Raw genomic sequence first — 20,540 nt, 5'->3', positions numbered from 1 at the left:
GCACCCTATGGCGCGGCACCGGCCGCCGCCACGGCGACGTGCCTGTGAAGGATCCCCGCTCACACCCGCGAGTAGAAGGGCATGACCTGGGTCAGCAGCCACTCGACCACCGGGTCGTCGGCGAGGTCGAGCAGCACGAGGTGGACGCCGCCCGGCAGCGGCGCGGTTCCCAGGGCCCGCCCGAGCGCCTCGTTCACCGCCCCCGGGTCGGCCGGGGCCGCCGGGTCCAGCTGGACGCCCACGAACATCACGGTCGGCTCGCCCTCGATGCTGGCCAGCGCCCGGCGCGCGGTCAGGACACCCGGCAGGGCCGACAGTTCGGCCCGGCAGGCGGCCAGGAAGTGCTCCGGGTCCTCGCCCGGCACCGGCTCGCGCAGCGCCACCCGGCCGCCGGTCGGCGCCTCCGACGCGTTCTCGGTGTGCTCCCAGCGGGCGGCCTCCCGAGGGCCCCGGCGCAGCTCCGCCACGCCCTGCGGAGGCACCGGGATGCCCACCGCCGCCTCCGGGTTGACCGCGATGCCCACGCCCAGCGGCAGTCCGCGGGCGAACTCCCAGGCCGGCGCGATCGCGAAGGCCATCCCCGGCGCCTGCTGCAGGAACACCTCCTGCGAGGAGAACACCGGCACGTACGGGGCCCCGGCCAGCTCGACGGTCGGCAGGTCCAGCGACTGCCCGTTCGGGTCGCCCCCGGCCGGCAGCGGGATCCACACCTGGCTGCGGGCCAGCACCTCGATCACCCGCGGCGTCGCCCCCGGGTCGCCGAGCGCGGCCGTCAGCACCTGCTCCAGCTCGTTCGCCGGCCACGCGCCGCCCGACGGCGCCGCCTGCGGCCCGTCCCACCCCTGCTGCTGCTCCACCGGGTACCCCATGCGCCGCCGTCCGCCCTCGTGCCGGGTCGGCCGCCCACTGCTGCGCCGACGCGGAAGAGTTTAGGGCTCGTGTTCGGCTCCGTGCCGTGTGACCGGGTCCCCCCTCCCCTCCTCCGCGCGGACGTGCCATGATGTGCGCGTCCGACGGCATGCGCCGCGGGCCCCCACAACTCCACACCGGCCGCTCGAACCCGCGCGGGAGAGCCCGGAGTGCCCCGCAGGGGGCACAGCCGGCGCCGAAGGAGCAAGTCCTCCCCGGAATCTCTCAGGCCCCCCTACCGCGCGGGTTAGGCACATCTGGAAAGCGGCGCACGGCCCTGTCGCGCGCCCACCCACGGTGCAAGCCGCCGTCCTGTCCCCGATGCTGGAACCAGCTGATGCTGGCACCAGCTGCGGGCAGGTGGGCGGTGAAGCTCTCAGGTTCGACGACAGATGGGGAGACCCACGCCGCCGCATGCCCGCGCGCAGGGTCGGTCCCGAGCGGGTCCGGTTCCGGCGCGCGCACCCCTGAGTGCCCCGACCGAGGAGTTCCTGGCCATGTCGTCCCTCCGCCTCACCGCGCTCGACGCGCTGCACCGCGCCCTCGGCGCGACCATGACCGACTTCGCCGGCTGGGACATGCCGCTGCGCTACGGCAGCGAGCGCGAGGAGCACCTCGCCGTCCGCACCAAGGCCGGCCTGTTCGACCTCTCGCACATGGGCGAGATCACCGTCACCGGCCCGCAGGCCGGCGAGATGCTGGACCACGCCCTGGTCGGCTTCGTCTCGGCGCTCGGCGTGCTGCGCGCCCGCTACACCATGATCTGTGCCGAGGACGGCGGCATCCTGGACGACCTGATCGTCTACCGCCTGCGCGAGGACGCCTTCCTGGTGGTCGCCAACGCCTCCAACGCCCAGCTGGTGCTGGACGAGCTGATCGCCCGCGCCAAGGGCTTCGACGCCGTCGTCACCGACGACCGCGACACCTACGCGCTGATCGCCGTCCAGGGCCCGGAGGCCACCGCCATCCTGGCGAAGACCACCGACGCCGACCTGCCCGGCCTGAAGTACTACGCGATCCTCCCGGCGAAGGTGGCCGGCCGCGAGGTGCTGCTGGCCCGCACCGGCTACACCGGCGAGGACGGCTTCGAGATCTTCTGCCACCCGGTCGACGCCGAGCCCGTCTGGCAGGCGCTGACCGCCGCGGGCGAGGGCCACGGCCTGGTCCCCTGCGGCCTGTCCTGCCGCGACACGCTGCGCCTGGAGGCGGGCATGCCGCTGTACGGGCACGAGCTGTCCACCGACCTGACTCCGTTCGACGCGGGCCTGGGCCGGGTCGTCCGCTTCGACAAGACCACCAACGACGGCGCGTTCGTCGGCCGCAAGGCGCTGGAGCAGGCGGCGGCCGCGGCCGAGAGCAACCCGCCGAAGGTGCTGGTCGGCCTGGTCTCCGAGGGCAAGCGCGTGCCGCGCGCCGAGTACACGGTGGTCTCCACCGACGGCGCCCCGATCGGCCGGATCACCTCCGGCGCGCCGTCCCCGACGCTGGGGAAGCCGATCGCGATGGCCTACGTCGACGCGGCCCACGCCGAGCCGGGCACCACCGTCGCCGTGGACGTGCGCGGCAAGCACGAGCCCGTCCAGGTCGTGGCGCTGCCGTTCTACAAGCGCGCCCGCTGAGGCCTCGCAGGACCCCTCGATTTCCCATACGCGCACGTCGGAGCCGTCCGTGCGGCGGCCCGCTGCGTCGTACCCGCTTCCCATCCTGGAGAATGACGCCATGAGCAACCCCCAGCACCTGCAGTACACCAAGGAGCACGAGTGGCTGACCGCCGCCGTGGACGGTGTCTCCACGGTCGGCATCACCAAGCACGCCGCCGACGCGCTCGGTGACATCGTCTACGTGCAGCTGCCCGAGGTCGGCGACACCGTGACCGCCGGCGAGACCTGTGGCGAGCTGGAGTCCACCAAGTCGGTCAGCGACCTGTACTCCCCGGTGACCGGCGAGGTCACCGAGGTCAACCAGGACGTCCTGGACGACAACGCCCTGGTCAACAGCGCCCCGTTCGAGGCCGGCTGGCTGTTCAAGGTCCGCGTCGAGGCCACTGACGAGCTGCTCAGCGCCGACGAGTACGACGCGCTCACCAACCCCCAGGGCTGAGCCCCGCAGGGACGGGCCGCGGCAGCGCGGTCCGTCCCGCCCCGGCCCCTTTCCCTCCTCCTCCCGGGAAGACCACACCATGACGGTTCTCAACCAGTCCCTGCACGCCCTCGACCCGGAGATCGCCGCCGCGGTCGACGCCGAGCTGCACCGCCAGCAGACCACCCTGGAGATGATCGCCTCCGAGAACTTCGCCCCGGTGGCGGTCATGGAGGCCCAGGGCTCGGTGCTCACCAACAAGTACGCCGAGGGCTACCCCGGCCGCCGCTACTACGGCGGTTGCGAGCACGTCGACGTGGTCGAGCAGATCGCGATCGACCGCATCAAGGCCCTGTTCGGCGCCGAGCACGCCAACGTCCAGCCGCACTCCGGCGCGCAGGCCAACGCCGCCGCGATGTTCGCGCTGATCCAGCCGGGCGACACCATCCTGGGCCTGAACCTGGCCCACGGCGGTCACCTGACCCACGGCATGAAGATCAACTTCTCCGGCAAGCTCTACAACGTGGTCGCGTACCACGTCGACGAGAAGACCGGTCAGGTCGACATGGCCGAGGTCGAGCGCCTGGCCAAGGAGCACCAGCCGAAGCTGATCATCGCCGGCTGGTCCGCCTACCCGCGCCAGCTGGACTTCGCCGAGTTCCGCCGGGTCGCCGACGAGGTCGGCGCGCTGCTCATGGTGGACATGGCCCACTTCGCCGGCCTGGTGGCCGCGGGCCTGCACCCGAACCCGGTGCCGTACGCGGACGTGGTCACCACCACCACCCACAAGACCCTGGGCGGCCCGCGCGGCGGCGTCATCCTGTCCAAGGCCGAGTGGGCCAAGAAGATCAACTCCGCGGTCTTCCCCGGCCAGCAGGGCGGCCCGCTGGAGCACGTGATCGCGGGCAAGGCCGTCGCCTTCAAGGTCGCCGCCTCGGAGGAGTTCAAGGAGCGCCAGCAGCGCACCCTGGAGGGCGCCAAGATCCTCGCCGAGCGCCTGCTGCAGGCCGACGTCGCCGAGGCCGGCGCCTCCGTGCTGTCCGGCGGCACCGACGTCCACCTGGTCCTGGTCGACCTGCGCAACAGCCAGCTCGACGGCCAGCAGGCGGAGGACCGGCTGCACGAGGTCGGCATCACCGTCAACCGCAACGCCGTCCCGAACGACCCGCGCCCGCCGATGGTCACCTCCGGCCTGCGCATCGGCACCCCGGCCCTGGCCACCCGCGGCTTCAAGGCCGAGGACTTCCGCGAGGTCGCCGACATCATCGCCGAGGCGCTCAAGCCCGCCTTCGACGAGACCGTCGCCGCCGCCCTGAAGGCCCGGGTCACCGCCCTGGCCGAGAAGTACCCGCTCTACCCGAACCTGGCCGGCCAGGAGTGATCCCGTTCGGGATGAGGTGACCGGCCTCACCCCGCCGGTGCACCTGCGGCCCCGGGGCACCGCGCACACTGGACAGTGCGCGCGGTGCCCCGTCCCGTGTCATCCCCCTGCCCGCAAGTCCTTCCACGAGACCAGACAAGGACGTCCCCCGTGGCCATCAGCGTCTTCGACCTCTTCTCCATCGGCATCGGTCCGTCGAGTTCCCACACCGTCGGCCCGATGCGCGCGGCCCGGATGTTCGCCCGCCGGCTGCGCTCCGAAGGCCTGCTGGACCGGGTCACCGGCGTGCGCGCCGAGCTGTACGGCTCGCTGGGCGCCACCGGCCACGGCCACGGCACCCCGAAGGCCGTCCTGCTGGGGCTGGAGGACAACTCGCCCCGCACCGTCGACGTCGACCAGGCGGACAAGGACGTCGAGCGGATCATCGCCGAGAAGCGGCTCAGCCTGCTCGGCGAGCACCCCGTCGACTTCGACCCCGACACCCAGCTGGTCCTGCACCGGCGCCGCTCGCTGCCGTACCACGCCAACGGCATGACCCTGTGGGCCTACGCGGCGGACGGCTCCACGCTGCTGGAGAAGACCTACTACTCGGTCGGCGGCGGCTTCGTCGTGGACGAGGACGCGATCGGTGCGGACCGGGTCAAGCCCGACGACACCGTGCTGCGCTACCCCTTCCGCACCGGCGAGGAGCTGCTGCGGCTCACCCGGGAGACCGGGCTGTCGATCTCCGGCCTGATGCTGGAGAACGAGAAGGCCTGGCGCAGCGAGGAGGAGATCCGGACCGGTCTGCTGGAGATCTGGTCCGTGATGCAGGAGTGCGTGCGGGCCGGGATGACCCGCGAGGGGATCCTGCCGGGCGGGCTGAAGGTCCGCCGCCGGGCCGCCGCGGCAGCGCGTGCGCTGCGCGCCGAGGGGATCGGCCCGGCCAACGCGATGGAGTGGGTGACGCTCTACGCGATGGCGGTCAACGAGGAGAACGCCTCCGGGCGCCGGGTGGTCACCGCGCCCACCAACGGCGCGGCGGGCATCATCCCCGCCACCCTGCACTACTACCTGAACTTCATCCCGGGTGCCGACGACGACGGCATCGTCCGCTTCCTGCTCGCAGCCGGCGCCATCGGCATGCTCTTCAAGGAGAACGCCTCCATCTCCGGCGCCGAGGTCGGCTGCCAGGGCGAGGTCGGCTCCGCCTGCTCGATGGCCGCGGGCGGCCTCGCCGAGGTCCTCGGCGGCACCCCCGAGCAGGTCGAGAACGCCGCCGAGATCGGCATCGAGCACAACCTCGGCCTCACCTGCGACCCGGTCGGCGGCCTGGTCCAGATCCCCTGCATCGAGCGCAACGGCATGGCGTCGGTCAAGGCCGTCACCGCGGCCAGGATGGCGCTGCGCGGCGACGGGCGCCACCACGTCTCGCTGGACAAGGCGATCAAGACGATGAAGGAGACCGGCGCCGACATGAAGATCAAGTACAAGGAGACCTCGCGCGGCGGCCTCGCCGTGAACGTCATCGAGTGCTGATCACGGACGCCTGACGGTCGGCCCCCGGACGCAACCCCGTAGCGCCCGGGGGCCGACCCGCTAGGCCGTGGCCTAGTTCGGGACCGCCGCCCGCTCCGCCGGCGCCGCGGCTTCCCGCGGCTCCGGTGCGGAGGCCGGCCGGGCCAGGCAGGCGACCGCCGTCGCCACCGCCGCCAGGGCTGCGCCCCCGGCCACCGTGCCGTGCAGCCCGCTGGTGACCGCCGTCCCGACGGCGTCCCGGACGGCCGGCGGAAGGCCCGCCAGCGAGGCCGGGGTGAGCCCGCCACCGCCGGTCAGCCGACCGGCCTCGGCCGGGCCCAGCCGCGCCCCCAGCGAGGCGGTCAGCCGTGCCGTGTAGACCGCGCCCAGGGCGGCCGTCCCGAGCGAGCCGCCGATGCTGCGCAGCAGGGTCACCACGCCCATCGCGGCACCCATGTCCCGGCGCGGCACGGCGGCCATCGAGGTCAGCATGGTGCTCTGCATCAGCAGTCCGATGCCGATCCCGGCGACGGCGGTGAGCCCGGAGGCCCACGCCAGCGGCGTGTCCGTCCCCAGGAGCAGCAGGAGCGCGGACCCGGCCAGGGCCAGCACCCCGCCCAGCAGCGGGTAGCGCCGCTCGCCGCCGGGCCGGCCCATCAGCCGGGCGGTGACCAGCTGGGTGCCCATCATGCCGAGCATCAGCGGCAGCAGGAGCAGCCCGCCGGTGGTCGGCGACGCGCCCTGGACGAGCTGGAGGTACTGCGGCAGGTAGCCGATCAGGGCGAGCATGACCGCGCCGGTGAGGAAGCCCAGCACCTGGGACACCGTGAAGTTGCGGTTGCGGAACAGCGCGGGCGGGACCAGCGGTCCGGAGGCGCGCCGCTCGGTCCGGACGAACAGGGCCAGCGCGGCGACCGCGACCGCCCCCGTTCCGAGGATCAGCGGGGACGTCCAGGCGTACAGCGTCCCGCCCCAGCTGCTGACCAGGGTGAGCCCGAGGATGCCGGTGGCCAGCAGGACGACCCCGGCCCGGTCGAAGGGGGCACGGGCCCGCTCGGCCTTCGGCAGCCGCACCCCGGCGCCGACCGCGAGCAGGGCGAACACACCGACTGGCAGGTTGACGTAGAAGGCCCAGCGCCAGCTGAGCCGGTCGGTGAGGAAGCCGCCGAGCAGCGGGCCGCCGACGAAGGCGATCGGCATCAGCACGCCGATCACCGACTGCACCCGGCCCCGGTCGGAGGCGGGCACGAGCACCCCGATCACCGAGAGCGCGCCGACCATCAGCCCGCCGGCACCGATCCCCTGGAGCGCCCGGAAGGCGATCAACTGGCCCATGTCCTGCGACAGCCCGGAGAGCATCGAGCCGACCAGGAACACCGCGACCGCCCACTGGTACGCGCCCTTGCGGCCGTACAGGTCGCCGAGCCGGCCCCACAGCGGGGTGGCGGCGGCGGAGGTGAGCAGGTAGGCGGTGACCGCCCAGGCGAGGTGTTCCAGTCCGCCGAGGTCGCCGACGACGGTCGGCAGCGCGGTGCCGATGATCTGGCCGTCGAGAGCCGAGAGGAAGATGCCGAGCATCAGCCCGAGCACGCCGAGCAGTGGCGGCTTGGGGCGGTCGTCGAGCGGTTCCGCGGTCATGGCCGTTCCCCCTTTCCGGGGCTCAGACGGCGAACGGGCGGGTCCGCCGGGCATCCCGCAACGCGTGGGCCCACCAGGCCAGCTGGTCGAGCAGGGTCTTGGCGGCGGCGTCGGCGGCCGGGTCGCGCGGCTTGCCGTCGGCGTCGAAGGCCTGCGCGGCGCCGTGGAAGCTGACCGTGTTGCGGATCGTCACACTGTTCAACTCGGCCATCACCACGCGCAGTTGCTCCACCGCCCGGAGGCCGCCGGAGAGCCCGCCGTAGGAGACGAAACCGATCGGCTTGCCGTGCCACTGCTGGTTGTGCCAGTCGATGGCGTTCTTCAGCGGGGCCGGGAAGCTGTGGTTGTACTCGGGCGTGACGAACACGAAGGCGTCGGCGGCCGCCAGCCTGGGCGACACGGCCGCCAGCAACTCCGCCTCGCCGGGCGGCAGTTCGCCGCCGAAGGGCGGAAAGACGGTGGGCAGCGGGGTGGCGGCCAGGTCGACCAGGTCGGCGGTCATGTCCTCGCGGGCGCCCAGGTGGCCGAGCAGCCAGTCGGCGACGACCGGGCCGAAGCGGCCGGTGCGGGTGCTGCCGAGGATGACCGCGATCTTCAGGTCCTGATCGATGGACATGATTGTTCCCCCTCCGGGACGATGTGTACGCCGTATCGGCTCGATACAACGTACACACGAATATGTACGGCGTCCACTCTCGAGATACGCCGTACACGCGAGTGGTACGGTGGACACCTCCAGCCGGAAGGAGCCCGCCCCCATGCCCGCTCAGCAGGCCCCCACCGGGGACAGCGACGCCGCAGCCGACGACCGCGACAAGCCGCAGCCCTCACTCTGGGAGCGGCTCGACCGCCCCTCCCCCGCGCCGCGCACCACCCTGACCCCGCACCGGATCGCCGAGGCCGCGGTCGCCATCGCCGACACCGAGGGCCTGGACGCCGTCACCATGCGCCGCCTCGCCACCGCCCTCGGCGTGGCCCCGATGGCCGCCTACCGGTACGTCTCCGGCAAGGACGAACTCATCGAGCTGATGGTCGACTTCGTGTACGGGCAGCTCCCCCTGGACACCCCCGCCGACGGCTGGCGCGAAGCCATGCACTCCCTCGCCGTCCACCTGCGCGCCATGAACCTGGCCCACCCCTGGATCGCCCGGGCGGCCACCCCGTTCTCCCTCAGCCCCAACCAACTCGCGGTCCCGGAACGGGCGTTCGCCGCCCTCGCCGAACGCGGCCTGGACGCCGACACCACCATGGCGGTCTTCCGCACCGTCGCCGTCTACGTCCACGGCTCGTCCGCCTCCGAGGTCGCCCTTGAGGACCTGCGCCGCGCCCGCGGCTGGTCCGACGGCGACGAGACCCGGGCCGGCCTGGCCCCCCGGATGACCTACCTGATGGGCACCGGCCGCTACCCCTCCTACCAGCAGTACCTGCAGCAGGCCACCCGCAAGGACGACCCCGACTGGCACTTCACCACCGGCCTCGACTGCGTCCTCGACGGCATCGCCGCCCACTTCGGCATCTGAGCCCGCTACGACCCCGCCGCCTCCAGGCGGGCAGCGACGGCCGACAGCCGCCCCATGGCACGCGCCACGCCGAGCCCGTCCATGTAGTCGCGGACGTGCACCAGTTGCCCTCCCCGGGCCCGCATCACCAGCAGTCCGGGGAGGGCGAACTCCTTGCCCGTGGAGGCCACCGTCCCGACCACCAGCTGCTCCACGGTGAGCACCTCCGGATCGGCGCCCGGGTGGACCGCGACCTGCCGGATCTCCCGCGGCCGGGCCTCACTCGCACCCCAGGCCGCCCGGTACCCGGCCCGCACCTCCTCGCGCCCCCGGTAGCGCTCGGGCATCCCCGGGAACAGGAACGGGAACTCGTGCACCCCGTCCTCGGCGTACAGCTCGGCCAGCGCATCCGCATCCAGGTCGAGCATCGCCCGCCGGTAGCGGGCGAGCAGCTCAAGCGGGCCGGGCGTAGCGGATTCCGACATGACTGCAGACCCCTTCGTCAACGGACGGGAAGACCAGGACCCCTGCGCGGCAGTCCACTTGGCCCCGCTGATCGCTCGATCAACCGCACCCTACCCACTGAGCGGCGAGTCCCCCACGGAGAGGTATCCCACCCAGCGCCGGTGCCCTTCCAGCAGTCGTACCGCCGTCCCACGGACGGAGTCCTCCGGCGCGAGGCCGAGCCGCCGGGCCACTTCGTCCAGGTCCAGGGTGAGCCGGGCCAGTGGGCGCAGCGCCTCGGCTGCGGACTGGAACAGCGGAAACCGGGAGATCTCCGGTTCGTCCACGGCGCCCAGTCAACCAGCCGCCGCTGCATAGGAAGTCGGCCGGTCCGACTTCCTGTGCGTGGAACTTCGAACCCCCGCAGGAGTCGCTGTCGGGGGCCTCTCGTACGCTCTCGACCGATCGATCGCGGAGCTGAAGAGCGGGACGGGGAACGGGGATGCCGGACGTGATGGACCTGCCGGAGGGGCTGACGCACGAGCCCAGTCGCGAGCACCTGTTGACGGAGGGGCTGCCCGGGGACGGCGCGTTCCTGGAGTTCCGCGCTCCCGTCGCTGCGCCTGGTGGAGGCGGGCGCTGGTTCGTCATCGGAGAGGCGGTGTACGGCGACCCGGTCGCCCTGGACGGGGTGACCGGCGAGCTGCGGCTCGGCGACGGGTCCGAGGGCGACCTGCTGGCCACCTCGCTGCCCGCGCTGGTGGCCCTGGTCCGGGAGGTCGAGGCGGTCGCGACCGGCGCCGGGGACCCCGGCGCCCACGGGGGCCGCCGGGGCGCGGCGGTGGTGGACGCCGTGGTGGCGGCCGCCGAGCAGCGGATGCGGGCGGTCGACGAGCCGCTGTTCGCCGGTACCGCCCGGCCGGCGCACTGGTGCACGGCGCTGCTGGTCGCGTCGCTGGCCTGGGGTGCCCGCCCCGGCGAACCGGGCGGCCCCGCCTACGCCTTCGAACCGGACCTCGTCGAGGACCTCGCCCGGCTGGTCGGCGAGGACGGGGACGGCGCCGTCCGCCGCTACCGCGCCGAGGACCTGCCCGCCGAGCTCACCCACGAGCCGACCCGGCGGCTCCTCGTCGAGGCGGGCCTGCCGCTGGGCAGCGAGATGTTCGGCGTCGACCCCGACGACCCGCTCGCCGCCCTGGACTCCACCCACCCCGGCCGCCTCGCCCTCGCCTACTGGCCGCACGACCTGGTGATCGCACTCGACGGCGCGACCGGCCGCCTGGAGCTGCCCGGCCTGTACGGGGCCGACGCCCCGGCGTCGTACCTGCACCGGGACGTCTCCGCCCTGCTCTACGCCCTGTGGACGTACGAGCGGCTGCGCGCCGACCATGACCGCTGGGAGTACGTGGAGGACGAGGCCGAGGGCGAGGACTGGCACGTGTTCGACCCCCAGTTGTTCCTGCGGACCGTCGTCGAGGAGCTGGTCGAGCGGGTGGACCCGGAGGCCTGGGCGACCCCTCGCCACTCCTGGCGCCTCCTCGCCGAAGACCCGTACACCGGCGGCCTCCTGGGCTGAGCGGGCCGCCCGCCGCACCAGAAGTCGGACGGGCCGACTTCTGGTGCGGCACCACGCCCACCACCAGGCCCGCAGCTGGCCCCCACGGCCACCACGAACACACCGCACAACCTCACGCACAGAAAGTCGGCCCGTCCGACTTCCTGTGCAGCAGCAGACCGAGCAGCATCAGGACCGCCAGAGCGACCGCAAGCACAGCGAGCCCGCGCACCAGAAGTCGGCCCATCCGACTTCCTGTGCGGCAGCAACCGCCTACCGCCGGGCGGGGAGGGTCAGGACCCCCAGGCCGCCCGCGAGCACCGCAAGCCCGCACCAGGACACCGTCGGCAGGCGCTCGCCCAGAGCCGCGACGCCGAGGACGGCGGCGACAGCGGGTTCGGCAAGGGTCAACGTGGTGGCGATCTGTGCCGGGGTGTGCCGCAGTCCGTGGCCGAAGAGCCGGTAGGCGAGGAAGGTGGTGACCACCCCGAGGTGCAGCACCACGCCCGCCCCACGCACCGAGAGCAGCCAGCCGGTCGGACCGGCGAGCAGCACCGACAGCACCAGCACGGCCGCCCCGCCGAACATCGCGCCCATCACCCCGCCGGACGGGTGCCCGGCCGCGATCAGCCGCCCGGCGATCAGCGAGTACACCGCGTACGAGAGCCCGGAGAGCGCCGCCAACAGCGCCCCGAGCAGATCCACCGTCGAGCCGCCACCGGTGAGTTGGGGCCCGAGCACCAGCACCCCGCAGCCGAGCACGGCCAGCGCGGTGGCCCCGGCCCACCGCCCGCTCGGCCGCCCCTGCCGGGCGAGCCACCCGAGCAGTCCGGTGAACACCGGCGCGCTGCCCAGCGCGATCACGGTCGCCACCGCGACCCCGGTGCGGGTCACCGCCGGGTAGAAGGTGACCGGGTACCCCACCACGGCCACCGCCCCGACCACCAGCAGCCACCGCTCAACCATCCCGCACACCCGGGGCAGCGCCCACGCGGCGCGGTCGGTGAGGAACAGCAGCGAGCCACCGAGCACCAGCGCGGCGGCCCCGATCCCGGCCGCCGGAGCGCCTGCGGGCGCGAACGAGGCGGCCGTTCCGGTGGTGCCCCACAACAGCGCGGAGACCAGGATCGGCAGCGGCCCGTCGATCGGGCGGGTACGGCGAGGAGCGGGGGTCAGACGAGCGCGCTCAGGCGCGGACAAACGATTCGGCACAGTCGTGAACTTCCGTCGTCGAAGACCATCAGAGGAACTGGTTTCGAAGCGGGCGCACGCCACAGAACCCCCTGGGCGGGGGCGACGGGATCAAGCCACCGACTGCGTGCGCCCGGTCAGGCGCTGAGCGGTGGCAGCACGACGTGCCAGTACGAGTTCACGGGCCCGATGGTACCCGGCCTGCGCGGGAAGTCGACGGGCCCGACTTCCTGCGCAGGCACACTTCAAGCCGGGGTGATCGCCGGAACGCCGGGCAGGCCTGCGAATCCGGCGGAGGCGTCGGTGGTGACCACCGTGCGGGCGGTGGTCAAGGCTGTGGCCGCGATGATCAGGTCGTGAGCCCCGCGCGGCTTGCCCTGTCTCCGCACGTGCGCCATCAGCCTGGCGTGAATACGGGCCGTGTCGGGCGTGTAGTCCTCCACCGGGACGACCGCGAGAATCGCATCCACGAAGCTCTGACGGCGAAGATGACGAACATCGTCGGGGAGCTCACTCCCAGGTGCAGTTCGGCTGCGGTGATTGCCGCGATGGCCACGTCATCGCGGGACCGAACAACGCAGGGGCGCCGGTGCGCTCTGCCTGGATCAGGACACCCGTGTCGAGATCGTCCCGCCGTGTTCTGCCGAGTCCAGCACGGCGGCGAAGCTTCTGGAAGCCTCTGTTGCAGTCATCCGCCTCATGGAATCAGATGATCTGAGGCCGAGCAGGCCGGCGAGGGGAGCGCGAGCTCGAACCAGACGGTTTTGCCGATGTAGCCCTCGCCGCGCGGGTGGGCGCCCCAGGAGGAGGCGAGGGCGGCGACGAGTTCCAGGCCCCGGCCGGACTCGTCGTCGGGGGCGGCGTGGCGGAGGGTCGGCAACTCGGGGTTCGCGTCGGAGACCTCGATGCGGAGCAGGGAGGCGGTGGGGAGGAGAACCCGGACTCCGATCATCCGGTCACGCGGCGAGCGGGCGTGGCGGCAGGCGTTGGTGACCAGTTCGCTGAGCAGGATCAGCGCGGTCTCGGCGGAGTCGACGGGCACCTCCCACTCGAAGGCCAGTCGGAGGAAGCGGATCCGGGCACGGCCGGCACTGCGGGGCAGGCGGGGGAACATCCACTCGACGGCATCGAGGGGCTGAGTGAGCATCGGATTCCTTGAGGAGGTGTACGGAGGGCGTCACTCGGGAGGGCTGAGTTCGGCCATTTCACCCTTCAAGGGTCGGCAGGCGGGCATAGCCTCGGGAGTAACGCCGGTGGTACGGCGAGAGCTTGAACCGCCCTGTGACCAGGGCAGGGAGGGGCGCGGGACCGTGAGCACGCCGAAGGAAAACCCGATGTCGTGGAAGTACTGCGGCGATCAGCTCAAGCGGTGGCGTGAAAAGGCGGGCGTGACGCGGGAGCAGCTGAGCCAGGCGGCGTGCTACGACATCGAGAGCGTGCGGTCGATGGAGGCGGGGAGGCGGAAGCCCTCGCTCAAGCTGCTGCAGGTGGCGGATGAGCTGTGCGACGCGAAGGGGATGTTGGTGGGCGCGGCAGAGTTTCTGAAGCCCGAGAAGTTCCCCTCCTTCTCCCAGGACTTCATGAAGTACGAGCCCGAGGCGATTGTCTTGAGCTCATACGAAAGCCAACTCATCCCAGGCCTGCTTCAGACCGAAGCTATCGCCCGGTCTCTGTTGAACGCACACTGGCCGCCGCTGGACGACGACACCGTGGAAGAGCGGGTTTCAGCCCGATTGGCTCGGCAGGCGATCCTGGGCAAGCAGACCAAGTCATTCAGCTTTCTCATCGATGAGTTCGCCCTCCTGCGCCGGTTCGGCACCGCTCCGGAACACAAGGAGCAGTTGAGGCACCTGCTTGACGCCAGCAAGCCTCGACACATCGACATCCAGGTAGTGCCGGCCAGGTGTGTTCACCCGGGAGTCAATGGCGCATTCGTCCTGCTGGAAACGGCCGATCACGAGCGCTTTGCCTACGAGGAGGGCCAGTCCATGGGCTTCCTGTACGCCGAACCGGAGAAGGTAAATCTGCTGTGGCAGCGCCATGCAATGATCCTCCGGCAGGCCCTCAGCCCCGAGGAGTCGGCTCGTTTCATCAGCAAGTTGGCGGAGGAGCTATGAGCACCAACCTGACCTGGGTGAAGTCCAGCTACAGCGGGACTGAAGGCGGCAACTGCATCGAAGTCGCCTCCTGCCCCTCCGCCGTCCACGTCCGCGACTCCAAGGACAAGGCCGGCCCGACCCTCGCCTTCTCCCCCGAGGCCTGGTCCGCCTTCGTCTCCTTCGCGTCCGAAGCTCAAGCAGCGCGAGTCGAGTGACCCTTTAGTCGAACGGGTGGGTAACCACCTACCAACCACACCCGCACGCAGCAGATATGACTTATCGTCACGAGTTCTCCACAGCCGGTTCCGCCGTGTAGCGTGCGCAGCAACGAAACAACCCCCGCCGGTGCGCCAACACCGAACGGGGGTCTGACCGGCACGATCGAAAGAGACTCGATCCTGTGGCTACCCACGACTCTACCGCCATGGCCACCCCCGGGTACGGCAAGCAGTCCGCCCCGGAGCAACTCCCCCGCTCCGCTGCCGACTTCTCCCACCTCCCGGCGCGCGAGGCCTACATCGCCTCGCTCATCGACCACCTCCCCGACGGCGCCGCCATGGACGTCAAGACCCTCGCCGTCCTCCAGTCCCACTACGGGCAGATGGCCTGCCGCACGGTGCTCAACAACCTCTCCACCGCAGGTCACCTGCGCCGGGTCCGCGAGCGCATCAGCTCCAAGGACTGCCGCTGGGTGTTCCGCACCTACTTCTCCCGCACGCCCCGCTCCGACGCGTGGTGGACGCAGTTCCTCACCACTGGCGAGGCGTCCGAGGCAGGCGAGGCGTCAACGTCCGGAGCACCCGATCCCCCCAAGGAGCGAACGCTCAACCGCACCTCTCCCACCTCGCCGCGTACGCGGCGCTCGCCGGTCTCGGCCTTGCCGACGCCCGCCTCGCCCTCTCCGCCGCCGACTGCGCGGCCCTCGAACCGCTCGCCGCCGAATGGCTGGCCCGGGGCGCCACCCCCGCCCTCTTCACCGCCGCTCTCACCGCAGGCCTCCCGCCGGACGGCGTCCACAGCCCGGCGGCCTTCACCCGCCGCCGTCTGCTCGACAAGATGCCCCCCGAACGGCCCCGCCCGGAGTCTCCCGCCACCCGCGTCATCGAGTGCACCGACTGCCGCACACCCTGCCGCCCGCACGCCCTCCTCGGCGGCCTCTGCCGCGCCTGCCGTGGCACCCCGAAGGCCCCACCACCCCGTCGGCATCTCTCCCCCGCCGCTGTTCGCGAACATGCCGCCCGGGCCCGTCAGGCAATGATCAGCTCATCGGGATCATGAATAATCACAGGCCAGGGCGTTAACCTATGCAAAATCCAAAGGTGAAGTAGATGACAAACCTTTCAATCCAAGACGCCCGGTTTGCCCGCATGCTGAGATCCGTGCGATAGTCGACTCGTCGAACTTCGGCGGGCCCGACCTGGCACTGCCGACGCCCATCGCGCGGCACGCACCCCCTTGGCCGGCGCGATGACTTGCAGGGGCCCCCACCGCCGACCACGGCGAGCCCGGGGGCCCTGCGCGTATCCGGAGCCGGAACAGTCCCCTCAGTGCCGCTCGCGGATCTTCAGCTCGAACCAGACGCCCTTGCCGCGCGGCAGCAGGTCGGCGCCCCAGCGGTCGGCGAGGTCGTCGACGATCCTCAGCCCGCGGCCGCGCTCGTTCACCGGCTTGGCCTCGGCGAGGATCATGCAGGGCAGCGCCCGGGAGGAGTCGCGGACCTCGATCCGCAGCCAACCGGGCTTTCGGCTGACCTCCAGGCCGATGGTGCGCCCCGCGGCGTGCCGCACCGCGTTGGACACCAGCTCACTGGTCAACAACTCCCCGGCCTCCAGGTGCTGGTGGAGGTCCCAGGACTCCAGGACGTTCAACACCAGCCGGCGGGCCACCGGGCCCGACTCCGGACGGGACGGCAGCCGGACCTCGTTCGGCGCGGACGGGTCGCACAGTCTGCCGGAGTACATCTCCTGCAGCTCCTCCGAGCTGAGCCGCTCCAGTGCCGAGAGCGCACCCTGGACGTCGATCCACGACGCCTCCGCGACCGCGCCGGCCGCGGGAACCGATGACTGATCTGTTTCGCCCCAACCCGCCATGCGGTCCATCATTGCGGAACGCAAGCAGCCGCGTACGGACAATGAACAAACGATCTCCCCCGAGTCGGCATATGCCCGGAGCAACCCTGCGCCGGAAAAGAGTCGACCCGGGCCGACCGAAGTCAAGCCCGGGTTGACGTCGAACCGCGTCTACCCGGCGATCACCACTTGCTCCACGGCACGTTCCAGCCGCTCAGCCCGTTCGCCGGGTCGAGCGTCTCCTTCTTGACCGAGTTCTTCACGATGACCACGTCCCCGACCAGCGAGTCCGCGTAGAACTTGCCCATCGTGGTGGAGTCACCGCCGCCCTTGACGTCGCGCAGGCCCACGCAGCCGTGGCTGACGTTGTCCTCGCCGAAGGCGCCACCGCTCCAGTAGTTCCCGTGCACGTACGTGCCGGTGGTGGTCAGCCGCATCGAGTGCGGGACCTGGAGGTCGTACGGCGAACCGGTCATGCCGGGCAGCGTGCTGGACTGCATCCGCACCGTGCCCTCCTTCGACATGACCACCATCGTGCCGTTCCAGGTGGGGTGTTCGTCCGAACCGGAGGTGATGTCGATGTCGCTCGACGCCCCGTTCTCGGCCACCGTCATCCTGTGCGCGGCGGCGTCAACCGTCGAAACCTTGGATCGCCCGATCGTGAAGGGCTCGTCCCGGTCGGTGCCGTACACCCCGGGGGCGATCTCCACGCTCTTGAGGCGGTATTGCACCGTCACCTTGGTGCCCGGCTTCCAGTACTCCTCCGGCCGGAAGTCCAGCCGCCGGTCGTCGAACCAGTGGCCCTTGACCGCGGTGCCGTTGTCGGTCTCGAAGGTGATGCCCTTCGCGACCGCGTCCTTGTTGGCGACGTCCTTGCTGAACTCCACCGAGACGATCATGCCGACGCCGTACGTCGCGTTGTCATCCACGTTGTCGGAGGCCTTGGCCAGCGCCGCCGGGGTCAGCGTGGTGAAGCTGCTGTCCGCCGTGGCGACCGCGCCGTTGGCGTCCGCGGCCATCGCGCTGACCTGGTAGGCGGTGCCCACCGCGAGCCCGGCGGACGGGGTCCAGCTGGAGCCGTCCGCGGCGATCGTGCCGGGGACCTCCTTGCCCGACTTGTCGCTCACCTTGACGGTGGTGAGCTTGCCGCCCGTCGCCCCGATCTTGAGCGCACCCGGCGCCACGTCCACCGCGCCGTTCTTCGGCTCGATGCTCACCGCGGCCGTCGAGACCTTCGGCGCCGAACTCCCGGGCGCCGCCGCGGACGCGGCCGCCCCGGCCCCGATATCGGCCTTGGCGGCGCTCCCGCCCCCACCACCGCCGCCACTGCAGGCCGCGGTCAACGCCATCGCCCCGCCGACCAGACCGACGGCCATCACTCTGCGTATCGACCTCACGTCGATCCCTCCCTTGCTCCCCGCGGCCCCGACGGACCCGACCCCATAGATGTGCCGCGCCACCGGAAAGGTTGCGCCATTCGGGGGGCTTCCCGCCCCGAAAACCGGGGGGCCCGACCCCAACGGGTGAGGTCCGGGCCGCCCGGCGACGAACTGACGGGCCTACCAGTTGGCCCAGGACACGTTCCAGCCGCCCAGCCCGTTGGAGGGCGAGACGGTCTTCTCCTTGGTGTTCACGATCTTCACCACGTCGCCGACCATCGAGTCGTTGTAGAACTTGCCGGCGACCGAGCTGTCGCTGCCGCCCTTCACGTCCTGCATCGAGATGCAGCCGTGGCTGCCGTTGGACTTGCCGAAGGGGTTGGACCAGTAGTTGCCGTGCAGGAAGGTGCCCGAGGTGGTCAGCCGCATCGCGTGCGGCACGTCCTGGATGTCGTACTCGCCACCGAGACCGACGGTCTGCGAGTTCATCCGGGTGACCTTCTCCTTGTCCATGATCACCATCGTTCCGCCCCAGGAAGGCGTCGCGTCCGCGCCCAGGGTGACCGGCAGGGTGGTGCTCTTGCCGTCCCGCTCGACCGTCATCTGGTGCGTCTTGGCGTCCGCGGTGGAGATCATCGACCGGCCGATGGTGAACGGCTCGTCCTTGTCCACGTCGCCGTAGACCCCCGGCGCGATCTCGACGCTCTTCAGCCGGTACTTGATGGTCACCTTGGTGCCCGGCTTCCAGTACTCCTCCGGGCGGAAGTCCACCCGGCGGCTGTCGAACCAGTGGCCCTTGACCACCGTGCCGTTGTCGGTCTCGAAGGTGATGCCCTTGAGGACGGCGTCCTTGTTCTTGACGTCCTTGTTGAAGTCCACCGAGACGATCATGCCGACGCCGTAGGTGGCGCCGTCGGCGATGTTGTCGTTGGTGGAGACCTTCTTCTCCGGCGTCAGCGTGGTGAACGAGGTGGTCGACGCGGCCACCAGGCCCGCGTCGTCCTTCGCCTGCGCGTTCACCTTGTACGCCATGCCGACGGCCAGCGCCGCCGCGGGCTTCCAGCCGCTGCCGTCCGCGGTGATCGCACCCTCGACCGGCTTGCCGTTCTTGTCGGTCACCTCGACCGTGGTCAGCTTGCCCTTGGAGACGGACACCTGCAGCGCGTTCGGCGCGACGTCCTGGGCGCCGTCCTTCGGCTCGACCGCGAGCACGGCCGCCGAGGCCTTCGCCGCCCCCGGGGCAGCGCTCCCGTTGGCGTCGGCCGGCGCCGAGGCCGCACTGTCGCCGGACGAGCCGCCCTTGTCGTCGTTGCACGCCGCGGTGAGCAGCAGCACCCCACCCATGACCAGCGCCATCGCACCCCTGCGCCGGTAACGGCTGGTGGTCCGTATCGCTGCGCCGACCGTCTTCCCCGTCTTCACGGAATCTCCCCTCCCGGTACTCACTCACTTGACGCGCTGGGCGCCCCCATGAGTTGCACGGGGTACCGAACTTTCACGCCGGACCCCGACGCGCCGGAGCAGGATAACTGGGCCGTCCGGGTGAACCATCGGAGGAGGTGGGGTGAAGAGCGCAGGACGTGCCCGACAATTCGCGCCCCGCGGGAATTGTCGGACACTCCCTACTGCCCCCACTGCTCCCAGGGCAGGTTCCAGTCCCCCAGCCCGTTCGACGGCGGCACGAAGTCCCCGGCCGAGGCCCGCACCTCGAGCACGTCCCCCGGAATGGTGTGCTCGAACAGCCAGGCCGCCGGGGTGTCCTTGCCCGTCCCGCCCTTGACGTCCGCCAGGCCGATGCAGCCGTGGCTGAGGTTGGCGGTGCCGAACACCCCCGGGTCCGCCCAGTAGTTGCCGTGCACGAAGGTGCCGGAGGCGGTCAGCCGCATCGCGTGCGGGACGTCCTTGATGTCGTACTCGTCCCCCATGCCGACGGTCTGCGAGTTCATCCGGGTCAGCTTGTACTTCTCCGACACCACCATCACCCCCCGGTAGGTGGGGTGGTCGGGGCTCCCCCCGGACACCTTGAGCACCCGGAGCACCTTCCCGCCCTGCCCGGCCCGGACCGTCAGCGTGTGGGCGTCCAGATCGACCGTGGAGACCTGCGCCCGGCCGACGGTGAAGTGCAGGTCCCGGCTCTGCGTACCGAACTCCCCCGGCGCCCCCTGCACGTCCTTGAGCCGCAGCGCCACCGTCACCCTGGTCCCGGCCGCCCAGTACTGCCGCGGACGGAAGTCCAACCGCTGGTTGCCGAACCAGTGCGCGGCCACCGGCACCGGCGGATCCGCCGTCACCCGCACGGCCCGCTCCACCGCCGCCCGGTCGGTGATCGGCCTGCTCAGCCGCAACGAGACCGGCATCCCGACACCGACCGTCGAGCCGTCCTCCGGCGTGAAGAACGCCACGAAGGTGTGCGCCCGGGCCACCGTCGAGAACGCCGAATGCTGAGCCGCCCGCTGCCCCTGGTCGTCCTCCGCCACGGCATCCAGCGTGAACGCGGTACCGAGCGGCAACGGCCCGTCCGGCACCCAGGCGGCCCCGTCCGGACCGATCGTCCCGGGCAGTTCGACGCCCTTCGCATCAGCCAGCCGAACCGACACCAGCCGCCCCTGGCCGACGGTCACCCGCACCGCTCCCTCCGCCGCCACATCCTGCGCACCGTCAGCGGGCACCGCGGTCACCACCGCCCGCGACGGCGCCGGAGGCGGCGTACGCGACCCCACCCCGGCCACATCCCCACCGGACCCGCCCGACACCCCACCCCCGCACCCGGCAACCACCAGCACGCACCAGGCCGCCACCA

Annotated in this window: 21 protein-coding genes and 1 riboswitch; of the genes, 9 read left to right on the top strand and 12 right to left on the bottom strand. The window is 71.5% G+C overall.

Going from position 1 to position 20,540, the window contains the following annotated elements:
• Positions 1 to 59: 59 nt before the first annotated feature.
• Positions 60 to 869 (bottom strand): enhanced serine sensitivity protein SseB C-terminal domain-containing protein, encoded by an 810-nt coding sequence (locus HS99_RS15870; RefSeq protein ID WP_030287038.1) that lies wholly within the window; start codon positions 867 to 869, stop codon positions 60 to 62.
• A gap of 186 nt (positions 870 to 1,055) precedes the next feature.
• A riboswitch (glycine riboswitch) is annotated at positions 1,056 to 1,160 on the top strand.
• A 246-nt stretch (positions 1,161 to 1,406) separates the two neighbouring features.
• On the opposite strand from HS99_RS15870, the gene gcvT reads away from it, so the two are divergent.
• The 4 genes from gcvT (at position 1,407) to HS99_RS15850 (ending at position 5,887) form a co-directional block, all read left to right on the top strand.
• Entirely contained in the window at positions 1,407 to 2,528 is a 1,122-nt protein-coding gene (gene gcvT / locus HS99_RS15865) for a glycine cleavage system aminomethyltransferase GcvT (RefSeq protein ID WP_030287040.1), read from the top strand.
• A 100-nt stretch (positions 2,529 to 2,628) separates the two neighbouring features.
• Positions 2,629 to 3,009, top strand: coding sequence for a glycine cleavage system protein GcvH (gene gcvH / locus HS99_RS15860; protein WP_030287042.1), 381 nt, complete (start codon positions 2,629 to 2,631; stop codon positions 3,007 to 3,009).
• A 79-nt stretch (positions 3,010 to 3,088) separates the two neighbouring features.
• Entirely contained in the window at positions 3,089 to 4,369 is a 1,281-nt protein-coding gene (glyA, locus tag HS99_RS15855; RefSeq protein ID WP_030287044.1) for a serine hydroxymethyltransferase, read from the top strand.
• 150 nt (positions 4,370 to 4,519) lie between these two features.
• Complete coding sequence (locus HS99_RS15850; protein WP_030287046.1) at positions 4,520 to 5,887, top strand: L-serine ammonia-lyase; 1,368 nt, start codon at positions 4,520 to 4,522, stop codon at positions 5,885 to 5,887.
• A gap of 72 nt (positions 5,888 to 5,959) precedes the next feature.
• Here HS99_RS15850 and HS99_RS15845 read toward each other — a convergent pair whose 3' ends face one another.
• Entirely contained in the window at positions 5,960 to 7,504 is a 1,545-nt protein-coding gene (locus tag HS99_RS15845) for an MDR family MFS transporter (RefSeq protein ID WP_030553733.1), read from the bottom strand.
• A gap of 22 nt (positions 7,505 to 7,526) precedes the next feature.
• Positions 7,527 to 8,120 (bottom strand): NADPH-dependent FMN reductase, encoded by a 594-nt coding sequence (locus HS99_RS15840; protein ID WP_030553735.1) that lies wholly within the window; start codon positions 8,118 to 8,120, stop codon positions 7,527 to 7,529.
• 142 nt (positions 8,121 to 8,262) lie between these two features.
• Here HS99_RS15840 and HS99_RS15835 point away from each other — a divergent pair, with 142 nt between their 5' ends.
• Entirely contained in the window at positions 8,263 to 9,024 is a 762-nt protein-coding gene (locus tag HS99_RS15835; protein ID WP_030287052.1) for a TetR/AcrR family transcriptional regulator, read from the top strand.
• Between the two features lie 5 nt (positions 9,025 to 9,029).
• Here the strand turns inward: HS99_RS15835 and HS99_RS15830 are convergent, their stop codons facing one another.
• Positions 9,030 to 9,488, bottom strand: a complete 459-nt coding sequence (locus tag HS99_RS15830; RefSeq protein ID WP_037830396.1) for a nuclear transport factor 2 family protein — start codon at positions 9,486 to 9,488, stop codon at positions 9,030 to 9,032.
• A gap of 90 nt (positions 9,489 to 9,578) precedes the next feature.
• A complete protein-coding gene (locus tag HS99_RS15825) occupies positions 9,579 to 9,794 on the bottom strand; it encodes a hypothetical protein (protein ID WP_030553737.1) in 216 nt (71 codons plus the stop codon).
• Positions 9,795 to 9,949: 155 nt separating this feature from the next.
• Between HS99_RS15825 and HS99_RS15820 the strand changes: the two genes are divergently transcribed.
• Positions 9,950 to 11,023 (top strand): SUKH-4 family immunity protein, encoded by a 1,074-nt coding sequence (locus HS99_RS15820; RefSeq protein ID WP_030553739.1) that lies wholly within the window; start codon positions 9,950 to 9,952, stop codon positions 11,021 to 11,023.
• 252 nt (positions 11,024 to 11,275) lie between these two features.
• Here HS99_RS15820 and HS99_RS15815 read toward each other — a convergent pair whose 3' ends face one another.
• The 3 genes from HS99_RS15815 to HS99_RS15805 form a co-directional block, all read right to left on the bottom strand.
• The gene (locus tag HS99_RS15815) at positions 11,276 to 12,202 is read right to left on the bottom strand and encodes a DMT family transporter (RefSeq protein ID WP_046385508.1); all 927 of its coding nucleotides are present in this window, start codon (positions 12,200 to 12,202) and stop codon (positions 11,276 to 11,278) included.
• A 236-nt stretch (positions 12,203 to 12,438) separates the two neighbouring features.
• Positions 12,439 to 12,663, bottom strand: coding sequence for a PIN domain-containing protein (locus HS99_RS15810; RefSeq protein WP_223885971.1), 225 nt, complete (start codon positions 12,661 to 12,663; stop codon positions 12,439 to 12,441).
• A 227-nt stretch (positions 12,664 to 12,890) separates the two neighbouring features.
• Positions 12,891 to 13,340 carry an ATP-binding protein gene (locus tag HS99_RS15805; protein ID WP_043388647.1) on the bottom strand — a complete coding sequence of 150 codons (450 nt, stop codon included), beginning with the start codon at positions 13,338 to 13,340 and terminating at the stop codon, positions 12,891 to 12,893.
• Positions 13,341 to 13,503: 163 nt separating this feature from the next.
• Between HS99_RS15805 and HS99_RS15800 the strand changes: the two genes are divergently transcribed.
• The 3 genes from HS99_RS15800 to HS99_RS44100 all read left to right on the top strand — a co-directional run bounded on the left by HS99_RS15800 (position 13,504) and on the right by HS99_RS44100 (position 15,550).
• Positions 13,504 to 14,310 carry a helix-turn-helix domain-containing protein gene (locus tag HS99_RS15800; RefSeq protein ID WP_305953114.1) on the top strand — a complete coding sequence of 269 codons (807 nt, stop codon included), beginning with the start codon at positions 13,504 to 13,506 and terminating at the stop codon, positions 14,308 to 14,310.
• The gene (locus tag HS99_RS15795) at positions 14,307 to 14,507 is read left to right on the top strand and encodes a DUF397 domain-containing protein (RefSeq protein ID WP_030553744.1); all 201 of its coding nucleotides are present in this window, start codon (positions 14,307 to 14,309) and stop codon (positions 14,505 to 14,507) included. Before HS99_RS15800 ends, HS99_RS15795 begins: the two co-directional genes overlap by 4 nt.
• 209 nt (positions 14,508 to 14,716) lie before the next feature.
• Positions 14,717 to 15,550, top strand: coding sequence for a MarR family transcriptional regulator (locus tag HS99_RS44100; protein WP_141763736.1), 834 nt, complete (start codon positions 14,717 to 14,719; stop codon positions 15,548 to 15,550).
• A 286-nt stretch (positions 15,551 to 15,836) separates the two neighbouring features.
• Here HS99_RS44100 and HS99_RS15785 read toward each other — a convergent pair whose 3' ends face one another.
• The 4 genes from HS99_RS15785 to HS99_RS15770 all read right to left on the bottom strand — a co-directional run bounded on the left by HS99_RS15785 (position 15,837) and on the right by HS99_RS15770 (position 20,361).
• Positions 15,837 to 16,382, bottom strand: a complete 546-nt coding sequence (locus tag HS99_RS15785) for an ATP-binding protein (RefSeq protein WP_232790754.1) — start codon at positions 16,380 to 16,382, stop codon at positions 15,837 to 15,839.
• Between the two features lie 161 nt (positions 16,383 to 16,543).
• Complete coding sequence (locus HS99_RS15780; protein WP_232543121.1) at positions 16,544 to 17,758, bottom strand: L,D-transpeptidase; 1,215 nt, start codon at positions 17,756 to 17,758, stop codon at positions 16,544 to 16,546.
• 162 nt (positions 17,759 to 17,920) lie between these two features.
• On the bottom strand, positions 17,921 to 19,162 hold the full coding sequence (locus tag HS99_RS15775; protein ID WP_223885975.1) for a L,D-transpeptidase: 1,242 nt from the start codon (positions 19,160 to 19,162) through the stop codon (positions 17,921 to 17,923).
• A gap of 200 nt (positions 19,163 to 19,362) precedes the next feature.
• Entirely contained in the window at positions 19,363 to 20,361 is a 999-nt protein-coding gene (locus HS99_RS15770; RefSeq protein ID WP_232543120.1) for a L,D-transpeptidase, read from the bottom strand.
• Positions 20,362 to 20,540 lie beyond the last annotated feature (179 nt).

Source organism: Kitasatospora aureofaciens (assembly GCF_001188955.3).
GTDB lineage: Bacteria > Actinomycetota > Actinomycetes > Streptomycetales > Streptomycetaceae > Kitasatospora > Kitasatospora aureofaciens.
Note: the sequence above shows the minus strand (reverse complement) of the source record. Positions and strands in the feature narration are given on the sequence as shown.

What these genes read in the sequence shown, in the direction of transcription:
- HS99_RS15870 (WP_030287038.1), bottom strand. Translation starts at nt 869, where the DNA reads ATGGGGTACCCGGTGGAGCAGCAGCAGGGGTGGGACGGGCCGCAGGCG.
- gcvT (WP_030287040.1), top strand. Translation starts at nt 1,407, where the DNA reads ATGTCGTCCCTCCGCCTCACCGCGCTCGACGCGCTGCACCGCGCCCTC.
- gcvH (WP_030287042.1), top strand. Translation starts at nt 2,629, where the DNA reads ATGAGCAACCCCCAGCACCTGCAGTACACCAAGGAGCACGAGTGGCTG.
- glyA (WP_030287044.1), top strand. Translation starts at nt 3,089, where the DNA reads ATGACGGTTCTCAACCAGTCCCTGCACGCCCTCGACCCGGAGATCGCC.
- HS99_RS15845 (WP_030553733.1), bottom strand. Translation starts at nt 7,504, where the DNA reads ATGACCGCGGAACCGCTCGACGACCGCCCCAAGCCGCCACTGCTCGGC.
- HS99_RS15840 (WP_030553735.1), bottom strand. Translation starts at nt 8,120, where the DNA reads ATGTCCATCGATCAGGACCTGAAGATCGCGGTCATCCTCGGCAGCACC.
- HS99_RS15835 (WP_030287052.1), top strand. Translation starts at nt 8,263, where the DNA reads ATGCCCGCTCAGCAGGCCCCCACCGGGGACAGCGACGCCGCAGCCGAC.
- HS99_RS15830 (WP_037830396.1), bottom strand. Translation starts at nt 9,488, where the DNA reads ATGTCGGAATCCGCTACGCCCGGCCCGCTTGAGCTGCTCGCCCGCTAC.
- HS99_RS15820 (WP_030553739.1), top strand. Translation starts at nt 9,950, where the DNA reads ATGCCGGACGTGATGGACCTGCCGGAGGGGCTGACGCACGAGCCCAGT.
- HS99_RS15805 (WP_043388647.1), bottom strand. Translation starts at nt 13,340, where the DNA reads ATGCTCACTCAGCCCCTCGATGCCGTCGAGTGGATGTTCCCCCGCCTG.
- HS99_RS15795 (WP_030553744.1), top strand. Translation starts at nt 14,307, where the DNA reads ATGAGCACCAACCTGACCTGGGTGAAGTCCAGCTACAGCGGGACTGAA.
- HS99_RS44100 (WP_141763736.1), top strand. Translation starts at nt 14,717, where the DNA reads ATGGCCACCCCCGGGTACGGCAAGCAGTCCGCCCCGGAGCAACTCCCC.
- HS99_RS15785 (WP_232790754.1), bottom strand. Translation starts at nt 16,382, where the DNA reads ATGGCGGGTTGGGGCGAAACAGATCAGTCATCGGTTCCCGCGGCCGGC.